Here is a 17,202-nt window from a genome sequence, read left to right as displayed (position 1 = left end):
GCATTTATGATTACGGCCATCATCTAACTATGTCAACATTTTGATGATGACTGACATCAATGTATGATGAACCTCATCCCCACGGCGCAGGAGTCATCCGCCATGAAAGTCACCAAGGCACAAGCCCAGGCCAACCGCGCCCATATCGTCGAGACGGCGTCCTCGTTGTTCCGCCAGCGGGGCTATGACGGGGTCGGCGTCGCCGAGTTGATGGCGGTCGCCGGTTTCACCCATGGCGGCTTCTACAAGCATTTCGGCTCGAAGGCCGACCTCATGGCCGAGGCGGCGGCCTGCGGGCTGTCGCAGAACGCCTCCGGCACCGACAGTGGCGGTGTGGCGGACTACCTGCGCCAGTACCTCTCCAGGGAGCACCGCGACAACCCGGCCTCAGGTTGCACCCTGGCGGCGCTGGCCAGCGATGCCGCGCGCCAGCCCGACGCCGTGAAGGCGGTGTTTGCCGACGGGCTCGAGCGCTTGCTGGCAACGCTCCAGGCCGCCAGCGAGCCGACGGATACCGCCGACGAGCAGGCCGAACGCGCCCGGCGCCTGGGCGTGATCGCCACCCTGGTGGGCGCCATCACGCTCTCCCGCGCCTGCCCGGACGATTCGCCGCTCGCGGACGACATTCTCCAGGCCTGCCGGGACCGGTTGCTGACACCGCAGTAACCCCGCCCCGAGCTGTATTGAAAATCGCCCAGGCGCTGTATCTGTTTCAGCAGGCGCCCGCCCTTCACCCTCCACCTCACCCCCTGGATGGCTGAAGGAACCCGCATCATGGCTGCCCTGCTGCTGCAAATGTCCCCCATTGGCTTGGTGATCGCCCTGATCCTGCTGCTGCGCCGCCCACCCGTGCAGGCCGCGCTGGCCGGCGTGGCCGGTGTCCTGCTGCTGTGGGGCCTGGGCGCCGCGCAGCCGCTGTCGGCGGCGGTGTCCGGCGCCATCCTGCAAGACACGCTTATCCTGTTCCTCAGCACCGCCTGCGTGATCGTTCCTGGGCTGGCCTTCGTCATCCTGGTCGAACGCGCCAACGCCCCGCAGGCAATCGGCGTCTGGGTGCGGGAGCTGGGCTGGACGCCGCCGATGCAGGTGATCTTCATCGTGCTGGGCCTGGCGCCGCTGCTGGAGGCGATGACCGGGTTCGGCGTATCGCTGATCGCCACGGTGCCGCTGCTGATGGGGCTGTTCTCGCGTCAGGTCGGCATGAAGATGGCGCTGGCCGGCATGGTGGTGATGCCCTGGGGCACGCTGGGGCTGGCCACGGTGATCGGCGCGCTGCTGGCCCATGTGCCGGCGCAGGAACTGGGCAGCCATTCGGCGCTGGTCAGCGCGCCGGTGTTCCTCGGCCTGGCCGCCGTGGCGCTGGTGCTGGCGGGGATTCGCAGCCTGCAGGCATGGCTGGGGTTGGCGCTGGTCTCGCTGCTGTTCAGCACGGTGCTGTATGCGGTCAACCACTGGATCGGGCCGGAGGCATCGGGCGTGCTGGCCGGGCTGGCGGTGGCCGGCGTGGGTCTGGGGATGTCCTGGGCGCGGCGCGGGGCGCTGGTGCGCTGGCCGCAGGCGGCATGGCCGTACCTGGCCCTGCTGACGGTGATCATCATCTCGCGGGGGCTGTTCCTGCTGTCGGGGTGGGACGGGCTATGGGTGGTGCATGGCACCAACGTGTCGTGGAAGCCACTGGCTTCGCCGGGGCTGGCCTTGCTGCTGGTGGTGCTGATGATGGTCGGGCGCCAGGGCACGGGCTTTCCGTGGCAGGCGCTGGTCACGCGGGCGCGGTTCCCGGTGGCGACAATATTCCTGTTCCTGCTGCTGTCGCAGGTGATGGTCAAGGCCGGCTTCCTGGTCGAGGCGCAACGGGCGTTGCAGGCGCTGTCCGGTGTGTCGCTGGCGTCGACGGTGTCGCTGCTGGCGGGGTTGGCCGGCTATGTCACCGGCTCCAATGTCGGCGGCAACACGCTGATGATGCCCTCCATCGCCGCGCTGTCCACGGTCCACGGCCCGTGGCTGGCGGCGATGGTCAACAGCGCCGCCGGGCATGGCGCGCTGGGCTCGCTGTCGATCCTGTCGCTGATCATCGGGCTGGCCGGGGCCAACCGTGAGGAAGAGCACGGGCTGATCCGCTTCGGCTTTGCCCTGGTGCTGCTGAACATCGTCATCGTGGCTGCAACCGGCGTGGTTTTGCTCTACCTTTCCGGAGCCCCCGCCTGAGACGACACAAGGCCCCCATGGACCGGAACCCCAAGCCCGACAAACGCTGGCACACCGTCAACGCCTGGCTGCTGCGCCAGATCGACAGCGGCGAATGGCCCAGCGGCATGCAATTGCCTTCGGTGCGTGAACTGGCGCGGCTGTTCGACAGCAGCATCGCCACCGTGCAACGGGCACTGGCGGAGCTGGAGGCCAATGCCTATGTGCAGGCCACGCCACGGGTGGGCTATTTCGTCGCCAAGGGCGCGGCCCAGGTGCAGGGGTTCGACCTGGCCAGCGTCACCGTCAACGTAGACCACGCGGTGGTCGCCATGCTTGCCCAGGCGGCCAGCAACACCACGCTTTCGCTGAGCTCGGCGGTGCTGCATGACGAACTGGCGCCCCAGGTTCTGCTGAGCAGATGCCTGGCCTCCCTGGCGAGCAAGGCCGATCTGGCGCTGGCCGGGCTGATCGCCCCACCCGGCCTGGCCTCGCTGCGCCGACGCATCGCCGGGCTGATGCTGCAACGCGGCGTGGCCTGCGGGCCGGACGATATCCTGGTGACCTCGGGCGACACCGTGGCCCTGGAGCTGGCCCTCGAAGCCGTCGCCCGGCCGGGGGCCACGGTGGCCATCGAAACGCCCACCTACTACGGCATCCTGCAGACCATCGAACGCCTGGGAATGCGCGCCCTGCCCATCCGCACCCACGCCGACAGCGGCATGGACCTCGAGCACCTGGAATGGGCCCTCAAGCGCGGGAAGGTCGATGTGGTGTTCCTCAACCCGACGCTACAGAACCCACGGGGCTTCATCATGCCCGACGCGGCGCGGGCACGGCTCTCACAGCTGGCGCAGGCAGCGGATGTGCCGATCATCGAGGACGATATCTTCTTCGACCTGGTGGACGAGGCGCAGCGACCCAAGGCGATCAAGCACTACGACGAGACCGGGCAGACGATCTATTGCTCGTCGTTCTCCAAGACCGTGGCGCCGGGGTACCGGGTGGGCTGGTGCGTGGCCGGACGGTACCGGGATGCGATCCTGGCCCAGATGTTTTCGCGTAACCTGGCGGTGTCGAGCCTGGCGCAGCGGGTGCTGGATGAGTTTATCGGGCGGGGGTACATGGACGAGCACTGCGCGAAGCTGCGCGGGCGGCTGGTAGCGCAGACCGAGGTGATGGCGACGCTGGTGCAGTCGGTGTTTCCGGCGGGGACACGGTATGTGGCGCCGCAGGGCGGGTTTATCCATTGGGTCGAATTGCCGGAAGGGACGGACATGCTGGTGCTGCAACGGCTTGCGGCGGAGCGTGGCTGCAATGTCGGCGCCAGCGGGATGTTCTTTGCCGATGGGGAGTGTGGCACTGGGTTGCGGGTGTGCCTGGGGCGGGTGATCACGCCGCAGGTGATGGGCGGGTTGAGGGTGCTGGCGGAGTGTGCGGCGCTTTCAGGCGCTTGATTGCTGGGGGCGCTTTGCGCCCCTTTCGCGGCACTAGGCCGCTCCTACAGAGAGATGCACGCTCCCGTGTAGGAGCGGCCTTGTGCCGCGAAAGGGCTGCGCAGCAGCCCCAGCTATCTGGATCAGGCCAGATGCACCTGGCTGCGCAAATGCTCGGCCAACATATCGATAAAGGTCCGCACCTTGGTCGAGCCATATTTACTCTCCCGATGCAGGATATGGATCGGCCAGGGCGCCTCTTCATACTCGGCCAGGATCACCTGCAAGCGCCCGGCCGCCACTTCATCCGCCACCTGGTACGACAGCAGCCGGGCAATCCCGAGCCCGGCACTGGCCGCGGCGATGGCGGCGTCGTTGCTGGTCACGGTGAGGCGCGGCTTCATGCGGATCAGCGTCGGGTCGTCGATGGCGCCGAAGCGCCAGTCGGTGCGCGGTGACAGGGTCCCGGCGGCGATGACTTCGTGCTTCTGCAATTCCGAGGGATGGCGCGGCGTGCCGTGGCGTTCGAGGTACTCGGGCGAGGCGCACAGCAACCGGCGCATCCTGCCCACGCGCAACGCCTTGAGGCCCGAATCGGGCAGCTGGCCGATGCGCACCGCCACATCCATGCCCTCCTCCACCAGGTTCACCACGCGGTCGAGAAAGTACGCCGACACATCCACCTCGGGGTACTGCTGCAGGTAACGGACGATGCACGGCATGACGAACTTCTTGCCGAACAGGATCGGCGCGGTCACCGCCAGGTCGCCCTTGGGCGCGGCGTTGATGCCGGCGGCGGCTTCGTTGGCTTCGATAATGCTGGCGAGGATATGCCGGGTGTCTTCCAGATAGCGCCCGCCGGCCTCGGTCAGGCGCACGCTGCGGGTGGTGCGCAGCAGCAGCTTGACCCCGAGTTGGTCCTCCAGGGCGCTGACAGCGCGAGTCACCGCCGCCGGCGAGATGGCCAGGCGACGGGCGGCGGCGGCGAAGCTTTCCAGCTCGCCCACGGCCACGAACACTTTCATCAGGTGGATCTGGTCCATGCCGCGCCCCACGCGTTGTCGTGGGGCGATTATCGCCGTGGTCACGCTAGAGCTCCAGTACCAGGGGCTGCACGCCGCCCTCGGCCTGGGCGGGGATAGCGCAGCAGATCAACACGCTGCCGGGCTCGGGCAATTCGGCGGGCGGGTTCTGGTAGTGGACCTGGCCGCTGACCAGTTTGGTCCTGCAGGTACCGCAAGAGCCCCCTCGGCAACTGAAGTCCGGCGACAGGCCACGGCTTTCTGCCAGTTCCAGCAGCGTGCCGCTGTCCGGCGCCCAACGCGCTTCCTTGGCGGAGCTGGCGAAGTACACCGGCACCGGCTCGCTGGCGGGAGGGGGCTGTTGCTGCGTCGGCTGGTTGTCGTCGGTGTGGCGGCGCAGGGTCGAGGGGCCGAAGGCTTCGGCATGGATGCGGGCGTCGGGCACATGCACGCCGCGCAGGCCTTCGTACAGGTCCTGGGTGAAGCTGGCCGGGCCGCAGAGGTAGAAGTCGTAGTCATCCAATGCCAGCGTGGCCTTGACCTGCTCGATGCCCAGGCGGCTGGCGAATTGGTAGTCATGCCCTGGCACGGCCGAAGGTTCGGGCTGGCTCAGGGCACGATGGATGCTCAGAAAGCCATTGGCCTGTTGCTGGAGCGCGGCAAGCTCCTGCTGGAACGGCATGTCGGCCAGTGTGCGCCCGCCATGGAACAGATGGATTCGCCGCCCCTGCCCCCTGGCCAATTGCTCGCGGAGCATGGCGATCAACGGGGTGATGCCGACGCCCGCGCCGATCAGCACAAGGGGCCGGTCGCTCTGCTGATCCAGGGTGAAGCTGCCCGTGGGCTGGCGCACCTGAAGACGATCGCCGACCTTCACCTGTTGGTGCAGATAGCGTGACGCCGGCCCCTGCGCCTTGACGCTGATGCGCAGGAAGCCATCGGACGGCGCGCTGGACAGGCTGTAGGTACGGATCAGCGGCGCCTCCCCATCGATGCGCAAACGCACGGGAATATGCTGACCAGGGGCGAAGGCCACCGCGGCGCCATCCTCGGGTTGCAGATGGAACGAGCGGATATCGCGACTCTCCTGCTCGATGCGCAGTACCCGCCAGGTCAGCCACTGGCGCTGCCGTTCGCGCTGTTGCAGGCGCTGCTCGGTTTCGCGCCAGGTGCCGGTCATCAGGCTGGTGGGTGCGTATTCCTGGAAGGCCCAGCGCAGCGACACGGCAGCCCGGCGCAGCACCACCTGCTCGATGTCCAGGGTCCAGATCCGCTCGGCGCCTTCGAAGGCGCTGATCAGCGGGCTGTCGAGCATGACCTCGGTACGCCCGGAAACCTGCAGCACATCGCCCGTGGTGAAGTCGACGAACAGCAGGCCGGCGACCGGGTTGACCAGCAGATTGCCGAGGGTATTGAAATGCAGGTTGCCGGCGTAGTCGGGAATGGTCAGGCGATTGCCCTCGACCCTGACGAAACCAGGCCGGCCACCGCGATGGGAGACGTCCACCGAGCGCTGGCCAGCGTCCTGATCGACGTAGCTGGCGACAAAGAAGGTGTCGGCGCTTTCGATGATGGCGCGGGTCGCGGCATCGAGCGCCGCTGAATCCCGTCGCCCCTGCGGCGGCTCGTCGACGCGGGTGTACTCGCGCAGCTGGATGTACTGCGGGCAGTTGCCGAAGGATTGCTCGACCACCACCTCCAACTGGCCGGCGCTGGCTCGGCGGATCAGGCCATTGAGGCGATTGCGCCGCCGCGTGTGCAGCTCGATCCCCAGCAGGCCGATGGCGCCACCCGCCACCAGGCCAGGCGTGGCCGGATCGTCGCTGGCGAGATCGGCGCCGATCAACAGTTGCCGTGGATCGGGCGAGCTGACGAAGCCTTCCGGGCCTTCGAGCAGCGTCGCCCAGGGTTTGCCTGCGGCGTCCACGGTACCGGCCACCATGAACGGCAGCTGCTGGTAGAACGTGCGATGCTGGTCGGGCATGTAGTCACGAATGACCTTCTGCCCGAACGCCTCCATGCGCTCTGCAACACCGACGTGCTCCTGCAGCTGTTTTTCACCTGCATGCCAGGGCGATTGCATGGCGGCATCCCTCGGGAGTCAGAGCGTGGTCTGCAAACCGATGACCGTACGTGGCATCGGCACGAAGCCCGGCAGCGCCTCGATACGGGCCAGCCAGGCGCGCACGTTGGGGTACGGCTCCAGCGACACGTTGCCTTCCGGCGCGTGGGCGATGTACGAGTAATTGGCGATATCGGCGATGGTCGCCTGGCTACCGACCAGGAACGGGCCCTCGGCCAGTTCGGCGTCGATCACCTTGAGCAGGGTGTGGGCGCGACCGATGACTTCGTCGGTGTTGAACGAGGCACCGAACACCGTCACCAGGCGTGCCGCCGCCGGGCCGAAGGCCAGGGGACCCGCCGCCACCGACAACCAGCGCTGCACACGGGCGGCACCGAGCGGATCCGCAGGCAACCAGCGCTCACCGCCGTAGGCCTTGGCCAGGTAGACCAGGATGGCGTTGGAGTCGGCGATGACGATGCCGTTGTCATCGATCACCGGCACCTGGCCGAAGGGGTTGATGGCGAGAAACTCGGGTTGCTTGTGCTCGCCCTTGGCCAGGTCGACGAAGACCAGTTCGGTGGGCAGTCCGAGCAGCGACAACATCAGCTCGATGCGATGGGCGTGGCCGGACTTGGGGAAGTTGTACAGCTTGATCGGGCTTGGCATGTGCAGGGCTCCGGATCAGCGCCGGGAGTGGCGCTGCTGGAGGACATGCTGCACTGGATCGGCTGGCAGCAGAATCAGTGCTGGGAGCAATCCAGTATTTCGGCAGGTGGAATAATCACGATTGCGGGGGCAAGTCGGGTCGCCGCATCGCCGCTCCCACGCGCCCGCGATTACGATCTCAATGACCGTGCTGTTTCTGGTACTGATACAGCCCTCGCGCCGCCTCGACCACCAGCGGCACACAGGCCTGATGCTCATCGAAGCTCATCGAATCGAGCAGCTCGAAATTGTCTTCCAGCCCATGCAGGGAAATGGCCTTGAGCAGACGATCCTGCTCCGGCGGCAGCTCGCTCCACTCGGCTACCTGGGTACCGCGCATGTAGCCGAAGCACCATTCCTCGAGAATGATCGTCGGGCCCTCTTCGCCTTTGCCTTCCTCGAACAGCGGTTCGAAGTGCTCAATGTCGTCGGCCAACTCTTCCGCCACCTGGCTGGCGTAACGCAGCATCAGCGCGGTGTAGGCCTCTTCATGGGCGGGCTTCTTGAACTTCGGCACCTTGCCGCCGGAGACAGCGGGTAGCCATTGCTCAGGGTTGACCTTGCTGGGGGAACTGGCCAAAGCGGTGAAGAAGCCGTTGAGTTCGGCGAGGTTGAGCACCGAATAGTCGTTGCCGTAGGTCATCAGCAGGTCTTCGAGGCGATCGAGTTCTTTTTCGCTGAGCGCGGGGAGCATGGGCGGGTGTCCTAGGGTGGAAATTTGCGTGCACCCTAGCACAGGCAACGCCTGCCCGCTCCCATCAAGGGAACGGGCATCGGGCTATTGCTGCAGCCAGTGCGCCAGGTCGGCCTGCCGCCCGCTGCCGATCAGCAGCCACAGCAAGAGTCGGCACTTGCGCGGGCAGAGCCAGCCGGCCATGTGCAGGCCCCGGGCCTGCAGGTCGATCTCACCGCCGATGAATCCATAGGTCCCCTGGGCTGTCGGGCCATTGCCGGTGCGGGTGGCGATGATCACCGGCATGTTGCCGGCGATGCTCCCCAACGCCTCGGCCCAGGCTTCGGAAACATGGCCGGCGCCAAATCCGGCAACCACCAGCCCTGAATAGCCCAGGCCTCCGAGCGCTTGCAGCAGCCTCGTATCGGCATCGAGACAGGCCTCCAGCAGGACGACCTGGTGATCCACCTGCACCGGCAGGGGCAACACCCGCCGTGGCGTGGCAGCCTGGCGATAAATTGGGCGGCCCTCCACGACCTCCCCTATCGCTCCTGTGCCGGGCGACTCGAAGGCCGCCATTGCCAGGCTGGCAGTCTTGCGTACCCGTGCGGCTTGGTGGATCTGGTCGTTGATCACCACCAGCACGCCACGCCCCCGGCTACCATCGGCTATCGCCACCTGCACTGCCGCCAGCAGGTTCGCCGGACCATCCGCGCCCGGTTGGCTGGCCGAACGCATGGCGCCGGTCATGATCAGCGGGATGTCATGGGGCCAGAGCAGGTCGAGGAAATACGCGGTCTCCTCCAGCGTATCGGTGCCTTGGGTGAGGACCACGGCCTGGGCCCCCGCTTGCACTTGCGCGCTTGCCCAGGCCAGCGCGTTCAGCATGTCGCTGAACGCCAGCGAGGCGCTCGGCACCAGGCATAACGTGGCGGTACTGATCTGTGCCAGTGCCTGCAGTTGCGGCAGGGACGCCAACAGCGCGGCGCAATCGAGCCGGGGTGTCACCCCCTGCCCCGGCGCCCCGGATTGCATGCTGACCGTGCCGCCCAGGCTGGCGATCGAAACACGTGGTGCTGTCATGGGTTACCTCCCGCAAGCAGGCCGACCAGGGGCACGATGCCCAGGGTGCTGATGGCCATGGACAGGACATTGCCGATATAGCCGTGCATGTAGCCCGGCAAGCGCTGGCTGATGGCCACGGCAAGCGGTGGCGCGATCAGCGCGCCGAGCACGGCGCTGGCGACGATCACCTGCCAGCTGCCGCCCAGTGTCAGCACGGCGGCGGGCACGATCGACACGATGGGAATATAGGTCGGATACCAGCCCCGTTCTTGCCATTGCCGCCGCCAGAACAGCACACCGACCAACGATGCCAATGCCTGCCCAGCCACCATCTGCAGCACCAGTTGCGATCCGTAGGCCGGTGCCGCCGGGGCCAATACATAAGCCAGCAACACGCCCAGCAGCAAGCCGAGGCTGGCCAGTTCATTGCCAAAAAACGGCGCCTCGCTGAAATCGGCCAGTACCCGACGCAGGGTCCAGACCACACCATAGTCCGGCTTGCTGGCCGTCGCTACGACCTCAGGACGCTGCCCATCGCGAACCAACGTCGGGAAGCGCTTGCACAGCAGGAACGCCAGCATACTGGCCAGGGCCATGCCACTGACATTGCCGATCACCACCGGCAACTGCAGCGGGTAGCACAGGTAGTTGACCAGCAGCAGGCTGGCGGGCGTCACCAGCACGGCACCGAGCAGCGCGCCATTGATCGTGACGCGCCAACCGCCGCCAAACAGCAGGACCATGGCCGCCGGTAACGAGACAAAGGCGACGAAGGTCGGCTGCCAGGCACCACCGTCCAGCGTCCAGCCCCACAACGCATGGCTGAGCAGCAGACCAAGCAGCGAGCTGATGATCAGCCAGGGCCACAGCCCGGTGCCGTAGCAGATGGCAAAGCCTTGCCAGCGATATCCGCGCTGCTGGGCCCAATGCGCGAGGCTCGCCCCCAGCAGCAGCCCCAGTGCCGGCAACTCGTGCTTGTAGAAGGCGACCTCGCTGATATCACCGACAATCCAGCGCAGTCTGCTCAGCGGCTGGTCGAGGGTTGCGACGAGCTGCGCATAATCGGGCCATCCACCCAACATCAGGCTGGCAACGCAAAGCAGCGCGAGGCCCAGGAGAATCAGCGACGACGACCGTTGTCGCGGTAAGGAAAGGCGCTGTTCCATGACGCCTCCTCAACGTGGCATCGGCGCATGCAGCCGATACCCCAGGGTGGCGTCGTAGAGGTCGGTGCGCCGGTCACGCGGCAGGTCGTTGAGGCTGTTCCAGATCGGCGCCGAGCGGGCGGCGCTGAGGTCGACGTCGGCATAGAGGACGCACTCCTCCTCGGCATTGGCCACCTCGCCGATAGGCCAGCCGTTGGTGCCGGCAATCAGCGAACAACCGAGGAAGCGCCCGCCCCGTTCGCGACCGATGCGATTGGCGGCGGCGATGTAGACATTGTTGACGTGGGCCGCGGTCATTGTCAGGTACGAGGCCATGCAGCGTCCGGCCTCGTCGAACAGCGGCGGCGGTGTCCAGACCCAGTTGTTCAGGCTGCAGATGATGTCGGCGCCCTGCGCCGCCATGAGCCGTGGCACCTCCGGGAACCAGATGTCCCAGCAGATCAGCAGGCCGATGCGGCCGATGGGCGTTTCGAATACCGGGAAGCCCAGGTCCCCTGGCGTGAACCAGAGCTTTTCCTGGTTCCACAGGTGCGCCTTGCGGTAATGCCCGAGCCGCCCCTGCGGGCCAAACAGCACGGCGCTGTCGAAGAGCTTGAGGCCGTCACGCTCGGCGAAGCCTGCGGCCAGATACACCTGCTGCTCACGGGCGAACTCCGCCCAGGCCTGCAGGCATCGCCCATCCTCCAGCGACTCGGCGTGACCATAGGCCTCGGCGCGGGAGTTGAAGGTGTAGCCGGTGTTGGCCAGCTCCGGCAGCACGATCAGGTTGGCCCCTTCACGCGCGGCGCGGCGGGCCAGGGCCAAGCCACGGCTCAGGTTGCCATCGCAATGGTCCAGGCCGACCTGCGGATCGTACTGGATGACGGCAATGCGTACGGGGCTGACGGGAGTGGTGTGTTCCTGCATGGCGGCTTCCTGTTCTGGTTGTTGTGGAAGGCCGCCAGTAGAACGGGCATGGCATAAGGGACGACAGTCAGCGGAATCCTCTGGAACTGAGGGAGATTGCGAAAATACCTGGAGGAGCACTCCTACAAAGTTGTTTCAAAGCGCCTGTCGAGGTACCTGATAATGCGGATAGTGCTCCAGGCTGAAGCCCCCCTTGAAACGTGCGCCGGTGTTGTTGCAGAGGTTGATCACGGTGTCGATGGCAGTACGCAGACACGGCTCGGTCCAACCGGCATCGACAGAGAAAGACTCCCCGGCGAGGTAGAGCCCTGAATGGGCACTCAGGTCGCGGTTGTACTTCATCAGGCTTACCGCCTCGTAATAGGCGCCCGCCCGGTACAATTTCGCACAGCCAAGTGCATTCCTGTCTGTCATTCATCTTTGTATGCGGGTGTTTCCAAGATCGATGCCAAAGGGCGGCTCAACGACATGGGCGCAGGAGATTTTGCGTTGATCTGATGGTGATGGTTTCGGGTTCTCAGGGTGGTGAAGAGCCTGAGCATGCCGAGAGCAGGGAGGTGGGGATGGGTAGATGTGTATGGTGGTGCTGTGTGTGTCGTTGTCTGAACTGACGCTATCGCGGGGCAAGCCCGCTCCCACGCCCCCCGTTCCCACAGGCCTGTATTAGCGCAGTGGGAACGGATAGCGTGGGAGCGGGCTTGTCCCGCGATGGGTCGTCAGCGTTTAGACCGCCAGCGCGCGCTCACGCAGCTCGCTGTTGAGGATGCGGTCGTTCTCGCTGTAGTCCACCGGGCAGTCGATCACGTGCACGCCCGGGGTCTTGATGCAGTGCTCGAGCAGCGGCAGGAAGCCTTCGGCGCTTTCCACGCGGTGGCCATTGGCACCGTAGGCTTCGGCGTATTTGACGAAGTCCGGGTTGCCGTAGTCCAAGCCGAAATCGGTGAAGCCCATGTTGGCCTGCTTCCAGCGGATCATGCCGTAGCCGTCGTCACGCAGGATCACCACGGTGATGTGCATGCCCAGACGTACCGCGGTTTCCAGCTCCTGGCTGTTCATCATGAAGCCGCCGTCGCCGCATACCGAGATGACCGGGCGATCCGGGTACACCAGGTGCGAGGCCATGGCCGATGGCAGGCCGGCGCCCATGGTCGCCAGGGCGTTGTCCAGCAGCACGGTGTTGGGCTTGTGGGCCTTGTAGTTGCGGGCGAACCAGATCTTGTAGATGCCGTTGTCCAGGGCGACGATGCCTTCGGACGGCAGGGCGCGACGGATGTCGGCGACCATGCGCTGCGGGTAGACCGGGAAGCGGTTGTCATCGGCGCCTTCGGCGATCTGCGCTTCGTTCGCTTCACGGATGGCCATCAGGCGGGTGAAGTCCCAGTGGCTGGTGTCGGTCAGCGCTTCGCTGATCTGCCACACGGCGTTGGCGATGTCGCCGATCACTTCCACCTGCGGGAAGTACACGGCATCGACTTCAGCCGAGCGGAAGCTGACGTGAATGACTTCGGTGCCACCACGGACCATGAAGAACGGCGGCTTCTCGATCACGTCGTGACCAATGTTGACGATCAGGTCGGCGGCTTCGACAGCGCGGTGAACGAAGTCACCGGACGACAGCGCGGCGTTGCCCAGGAAGCGCGGGTGGCGCTCGTCGACCACGCCTTTACCCATCTGGGTGGTGATGAACGGGATGCCGGTCTTGTCGATCAGTTGCTTGAGGACCTTGGCGGTCATCTTGCGGTTGGCGCCGGCGCCGATCACCAGGATCGGGTTGCGGGCGTTCTGCAGTTTCTGCACGGCGGCTTCGATGGCCACGTGTTCGGCCAGCGGGCGACGGTGCAGGCTGCGCGGGATCGGCAGCGCATCGGTCTGCTCGGCGGCGATGTCTTCCGGCAGCTCCAGGTGCACGGCGCCCGGCTTCTCTTCTTCGGCCAGGCGGAAGGCCTCACGCATGCGCGCAGGGATGTTGTCGGCCGAGGCGAACTGGTGGGTGTACTTGGTGATGGGGTCCATCATGCCGCACACGTCGATGATCTGGAAACGGCCTTGCTTGGACTTCTTGATCGGCTTCTGGCCGGTGATCATCATCATCGGCATGCCGCCCAGGTAGGCGTAGGCGCTGGCGGTCACCAGGTTGGTCGCGCCAGGGCCGAGGGTCGACAGGCTGACGCCGGTCTTGCCGGTCAGGCGGCCGTAGGTGGCGGCCATGAAGCCCGCGGATTGCTCGTGGCGGGTCAGTACCAGCTTGATCTTCGACTTGCGCAGGGACTCGAGCAGGTCGAGGTTTTCCTCACCGGGAATGCCGAACACATACTCGACACCTTCGTTTTCCAGGCATTGCACAACGACATCGGCGGCCTTGGCCATCTTGCTTCTAACCTCAAGTAATAGGACGGTGAAAGTCCAGAAATGCGCAGCACGGTACGCTGGCATCGCTCGGTCCGGGTGCCAGGATTGCCCCGAACCTAAGCCTTGACGCAGGGTAGGTACGGGGAAGTCACGTAATTGTGACGGCAATATTGTCGCACCTGTGACGAGGCGATGTGAGGTAGCCGACGAGCAAAGGATATTTGCGTGATCGTCAGCAAACGGATGCCTGTGTAGGAGCGGCCTTGTACCGCGAAAGGGCTGCGTAGCAGACCCAGGATTTGTGCATCACGCTGATATCGCCGGGGCCGCGTTGCGGCCCTTTCGCGGCGCGAGGCCGCTCCTACAGGGGGAGACTGTGTTTATTTGGGAACGCAGAAAAGACAAAACCCCTACCTGCTCGCGCAGATAGGGGTTTTGCGAAATGAATCTTGACGATGACCTACTCTCACATGGGGAAACCCCACACTACCATCGGCGATGCATCGTTTCACTGCTGAGTTCGGGATGGGATCAGGTGGTTCCAATGCTCTATGGTCGTCAAGAAATTCTGTTGCCAGAACATCCAGATGGATACTCCAGCCAATTCGGATATGCGATATTTGTGGTTTGTCGCGAACTTTCGGTTCTTTCGTCTTCACCACCACAATTTGGCCTCGGCGCAAATTGCTTGGGTGTTATATGGTCAAGCCTCACGGGCAATTAGTATTGGTTAGCTCAACGCCTCACAGCGCTTACACACCCAACCTATCAACGTCGTAGTCTTCGACGGCCCTTCAGGGAGCTCAAGGCTCCAGTGAGATCTCATCTTGAGGCAAGTTTCCCGCTTAGATGCTTTCAGCGGTTATCTCTTCCGAACATAGCTACCCGGCAATGCCACTGGCGTGACAACCGGAACACCAGAGGTTCGTCCACTCCGGTCCTCTCGTACTAGGAGCAGCCCCTCTCAAATCTCAAACGTCCACGGCAGATAGGGACCGAACTGTCTCACGACGTTCTAAACCCAGCTCGCGTACCACTTTAAATGGCGAACAGCCATACCCTTGGGACCGGCTTCAGCCCCAGGATGTGATGAGCCGACATCGAGGTGCCAAACACCGCCGTCGATATGAACTCTTGGGCGGTATCAGCCTGTTATCCCCGGAGTACCTTTTATCCGTTGAGCGATGGCCCTTCCATACAGAACCACCGGATCACTAAGACCTACTTTCGTACCTGCTCGACGTGTGTGTCTCGCAGTCAAGCGCGCTTTTGCCTTTATACTCTACGACCGATTTCCGACCGGTCTGAGCGCACCTTCGTACTCCTCCGTTACTCTTTGGGAGGAGACCGCCCCAGTCAAACTACCCACCATACACTGTCCTCGATCCGGATAACGGACCTGAGTTAGAACCTCAAGGTTGCCAGGGTGGTATTTCAAGGATGGCTCCATGAGAACTGGCGTCCCCACTTCAAAGCCTCCCACCTATCCTACACAAGCAAGCTCAAAGTCCAGTGCAAAGCTATAGTAAAGGTTCACGGGGTCTTTCCGTCTAGCCGCGGATACACTGCATCTTCACAGCGATTTCAATTTCACTGAGTCTCGGGTGGAGACAGCGCCGCCATCGTTACGCCATTCGTGCAGGTCGGAACTTACCCGACAAGGAATTTCGCTACCTTAGGACCGTTATAGTTACGGCCGCCGTTTACCGGGGCTTCGATCAAGAGCTTCGCTTGCGCTAACCCCATCAATTAACCTTCCGGCACCGGGCAGGCGTCACACCCTATACGTCCACTTTCGTGTTTGCAGAGTGCTGTGTTTTTAATAAACAGTCGCAGCGGCCTGGTATCTTCGACCGGCGTGGGCTTACGCAGCAAGTGCTTCACCCTCACCGGCGCACCTTCTCCCGAAGTTACGGTGCCATTTTGCCTAGTTCCTTCACCCGAGTTCTCTCAAGCGCCTTGGTATTCTCTACCTAACCACCTGTGTCGGTTTGGGGTACGGTTCCCAGTTATCTGAAGCTTAGGAGCTTTTCTTGGAAGCATGGCATCAACCACTTCGCGCTCTAAAGAGCACTCGTCATCAGCTCTCGGCCTTGAGATCCCGGATTTGCCTAAGATCTCAGCCTACCACCTTAAACTTGGACAACCAACGCCAAGCTGGCCTAGCCTTCTCCGTCCCTCCATCGCAATAACTGGAAGTACAGGAATATTAACCTGTTTTCCATCGACTACGCTTTTCAGCCTCGCCTTAGGGACCGACTAACCCTGCGTCGATTAACGTTGCGCAGGAAACCTTGGTCTTTCGGCGTGCGAGTTTTTCACTCGCATTGTCGTTACTCATGTCAGCATTCGCACTTCTGATACCTCCAGCAAGCTTCTCAACTCACCTTCACAGGCTTACAGAACGCTCCTCTACCGCATCATCATAAGATGATACCCGTAGCTTCGGTGCATGGTTTGAGCCCCGTTACATCTTCCGCGCAGGCCGACTCGACTAGTGAGCTATTACGCTTTCTTTAAAGGGTGGCTGCTTCTAAGCCAACCTCCTAGCTGTCTAAGCCTTCCCACATCGTTTCCCACTTAACCATGACTTTGGGACCTTAGCTGACGGTCTGGGTTGTTTCCCTTTTCACGACGGACGTTAGCACCCGCCGTGTGTCTCCCATGCTCGGCACTTGTAGGTATTCGGAGTTTGCATCGGTTTGGTAAGTCGGGATGACCCCCTAGCCGAAACAGTGCTCTACCCCCTACAGTGATACATGAGGCGCTACCTAAATAGCTTTCGAGGAGAACCAGCTATCTCCGAGCTTGATTAGCCTTTCACTCCGATCCACAGGTCATCCGCTAACTTTTCAACGGTAGTCGGTTCGGTCCTCCAGTCAGTGTTACCTAACCTTCAACCTGCCCATGGATAGATCGCCCGGTTTCGGGTCTATACCCAGCGACTAAAGCGCCCTATTAAGACTCGCTTTCGCTACGCCTCCCCTATTCGGTTAAGCTCGCCACTGAATATAAGTCGCTGACCCATTATACAAAAGGTACGCAGTCACCTAACAAAGTAGGCTCCCACTGCTTGTACGCATACGGTTTCAGGTTCTATTTCACTCCCCTCTCCGGGGTTCTTTTCGCCTTTCCCTCACGGTACTGGTTCACTATCGGTCAGTCAGTAGTATTTAGCCTTGGAGGATGGTCCCCCCATGTTCAGACAAAGTTTCTCGTGCTCCGTCCTACTCGATTTCACTGGCAAGAGATTTTCGTGTACGGGGCTATCACCCACTATGGCCGCACTTTCCAGAGCGTTCCACTAATCTCAAACCAGCTTAAGGGCTGGTCCCCGTTCGCTCGCCACTACTAAGGGAATCTCGGTTGATTTCTTTTCCTCAGGGTACTTAGATGTTTCAGTTCCCCTGGTTCGCCTCTTGCACCTATGTATTCAGTACAAGATAACCAGCTTATGCTGGCTGGGTTCCCCCATTCAGAGATCTCTGGATCACAGTCTGTTTGCCGACTCCCCAAAGCTTATCGCAGGCTACCACGTCTTTCATCGCCTCTGACTGCCAAGGCATCCACCGTATGCGCTTCTTCACTTGACCATATAACCCCAAGCAATCTGGTTATACTGTGAAGACGA

At 63.1% G+C, this 17,202-nt stretch carries 11 protein-coding genes, 2 rRNA genes and 1 pseudogene; 3 read left to right on the top strand and 11 right to left on the bottom strand.

From position 1 onward, the window contains the following. The first annotated feature begins 102 nt into the window (after positions 1 to 102). The 3 genes from PRtIB026_RS09660 (at position 103) to PRtIB026_RS09650 (ending at position 3,641) form a co-directional block, all read left to right on the top strand. The gene (locus PRtIB026_RS09660) at positions 103 to 666 is read left to right on the top strand and encodes a TetR/AcrR family transcriptional regulator (protein ID WP_203647713.1); all 564 of its coding nucleotides are present in this window, start codon (positions 103 to 105) and stop codon (positions 664 to 666) included. Between the two features lie 108 nt (positions 667 to 774). Then, on the top strand, positions 775 to 2,205 hold the full coding sequence (locus tag PRtIB026_RS09655; RefSeq protein ID WP_203647714.1) for a transporter: 1,431 nt from the start codon (positions 775 to 777) through the stop codon (positions 2,203 to 2,205). A gap of 17 nt (positions 2,206 to 2,222) precedes the next feature. Beyond that, positions 2,223 to 3,641: a PLP-dependent aminotransferase family protein gene (locus PRtIB026_RS09650; protein WP_203647715.1), complete on the top strand. Its 1,419-nt coding sequence runs from the start codon at positions 2,223 to 2,225 to the stop codon at positions 3,639 to 3,641. Positions 3,642 to 3,763: 122 nt separating this feature from the next. Here the strand turns inward: PRtIB026_RS09650 and PRtIB026_RS09645 are convergent, their stop codons facing one another. The 11 genes and pseudogenes from PRtIB026_RS09645 to PRtIB026_RS09595 form a co-directional block, all read right to left on the bottom strand. Then, positions 3,764 to 4,663: a LysR family transcriptional regulator gene (locus PRtIB026_RS09645; RefSeq protein ID WP_203652698.1), complete on the bottom strand. Its 900-nt coding sequence runs from the start codon at positions 4,661 to 4,663 to the stop codon at positions 3,764 to 3,766. Between the two features lie 46 nt (positions 4,664 to 4,709). After that, positions 4,710 to 6,725, bottom strand: a complete 2,016-nt coding sequence (locus PRtIB026_RS09640; RefSeq protein WP_203647716.1) for a pyridoxamine 5'-phosphate oxidase family protein — start codon at positions 6,723 to 6,725, stop codon at positions 4,710 to 4,712. 18 nt (positions 6,726 to 6,743) lie between these two features. Further along, complete coding sequence (locus PRtIB026_RS09635) at positions 6,744 to 7,373, bottom strand: glutathione S-transferase family protein (protein WP_203647717.1); 630 nt, start codon at positions 7,371 to 7,373, stop codon at positions 6,744 to 6,746. A 178-nt stretch (positions 7,374 to 7,551) separates the two neighbouring features. Continuing rightward, a complete protein-coding gene (locus tag PRtIB026_RS09630; protein WP_203647718.1) occupies positions 7,552 to 8,106 on the bottom strand; it encodes a UPF0149 family protein in 555 nt (184 codons plus the stop codon). A gap of 84 nt (positions 8,107 to 8,190) precedes the next feature. Further along, on the bottom strand, positions 8,191 to 9,168 hold the full coding sequence (locus tag PRtIB026_RS09625) for an asparaginase (protein WP_203647719.1): 978 nt from the start codon (positions 9,166 to 9,168) through the stop codon (positions 8,191 to 8,193). Further along, positions 9,165 to 10,232, bottom strand: coding sequence for a hypothetical protein (locus tag PRtIB026_RS09620; protein WP_267813905.1), 1,068 nt, complete (start codon positions 10,230 to 10,232; stop codon positions 9,165 to 9,167). The genes PRtIB026_RS09625 and PRtIB026_RS09620 overlap by 4 nt, the downstream gene beginning before the upstream one ends. A gap of 93 nt (positions 10,233 to 10,325) precedes the next feature. Further along, entirely contained in the window at positions 10,326 to 11,222 is an 897-nt protein-coding gene (locus tag PRtIB026_RS09615) for a nitrilase family protein (protein WP_203647720.1), read from the bottom strand. Between the two features lie 135 nt (positions 11,223 to 11,357). Further along, a pseudogene (locus tag PRtIB026_RS09610) lies at positions 11,358 to 11,669 on the bottom strand (amine oxidase); the annotation flags it as partial. 276 nt (positions 11,670 to 11,945) lie between these two features. Continuing rightward, positions 11,946 to 13,589, bottom strand: coding sequence for an acetolactate synthase large subunit (locus PRtIB026_RS09605; RefSeq protein WP_023629316.1), 1,644 nt, complete (start codon positions 13,587 to 13,589; stop codon positions 11,946 to 11,948). A 429-nt stretch (positions 13,590 to 14,018) separates the two neighbouring features. Then, a 5S ribosomal RNA gene (gene rrf, locus PRtIB026_RS09600) occupies positions 14,019 to 14,134 on the bottom strand. Between the two features lie 136 nt (positions 14,135 to 14,270). Next, positions 14,271 to 17,164: ribosomal RNA gene (locus PRtIB026_RS09595) — 23S ribosomal RNA — on the bottom strand. Positions 17,165 to 17,202: the final 38 nt, after the last annotated feature.

The organism is Pseudomonas sp. RtIB026 (assembly GCF_016861355.2).
GTDB classification, from domain to species: Bacteria; Pseudomonadota; Gammaproteobacteria; order Pseudomonadales; family Pseudomonadaceae; genus Aquipseudomonas; species Aquipseudomonas peradeniyensis.
The sequence above is the reverse complement of the archived record's forward strand: the minus strand, read 5'-3'. Positions and strand labels throughout refer to the sequence as shown.

What these genes read in the sequence shown, in the direction of transcription:
- PRtIB026_RS09660 (WP_203647713.1), top strand. Translation starts at nt 103, where the DNA reads ATGAAAGTCACCAAGGCACAAGCCCAGGCCAACCGCGCCCATATCGTC.
- PRtIB026_RS09655 (WP_203647714.1), top strand. Translation starts at nt 775, where the DNA reads ATGGCTGCCCTGCTGCTGCAAATGTCCCCCATTGGCTTGGTGATCGCC.
- PRtIB026_RS09650 (WP_203647715.1), top strand. Translation starts at nt 2,223, where the DNA reads ATGGACCGGAACCCCAAGCCCGACAAACGCTGGCACACCGTCAACGCC.
- PRtIB026_RS09645 (WP_203652698.1), bottom strand. Translation starts at nt 4,663, where the DNA reads ATGGACCAGATCCACCTGATGAAAGTGTTCGTGGCCGTGGGCGAGCTG.
- PRtIB026_RS09640 (WP_203647716.1), bottom strand. Translation starts at nt 6,725, where the DNA reads ATGCAATCGCCCTGGCATGCAGGTGAAAAACAGCTGCAGGAGCACGTC.
- PRtIB026_RS09635 (WP_203647717.1), bottom strand. Translation starts at nt 7,373, where the DNA reads ATGCCAAGCCCGATCAAGCTGTACAACTTCCCCAAGTCCGGCCACGCC.
- PRtIB026_RS09630 (WP_203647718.1), bottom strand. Translation starts at nt 8,106, where the DNA reads ATGCTCCCCGCGCTCAGCGAAAAAGAACTCGATCGCCTCGAAGACCTG.
- PRtIB026_RS09625 (WP_203647719.1), bottom strand. Translation starts at nt 9,168, where the DNA reads ATGACAGCACCACGTGTTTCGATCGCCAGCCTGGGCGGCACGGTCAGC.
- PRtIB026_RS09620 (WP_267813905.1), bottom strand. Translation starts at nt 10,232, where the DNA reads ATGTTGGGTGGATGGCCCGATTATGCGCAGCTCGTCGCAACCCTCGAC.
- PRtIB026_RS09615 (WP_203647720.1), bottom strand. Translation starts at nt 11,222, where the DNA reads ATGCAGGAACACACCACTCCCGTCAGCCCCGTACGCATTGCCGTCATC.
- PRtIB026_RS09605 (WP_023629316.1), bottom strand. Translation starts at nt 13,589, where the DNA reads ATGGCCAAGGCCGCCGATGTCGTTGTGCAATGCCTGGAAAACGAAGGT.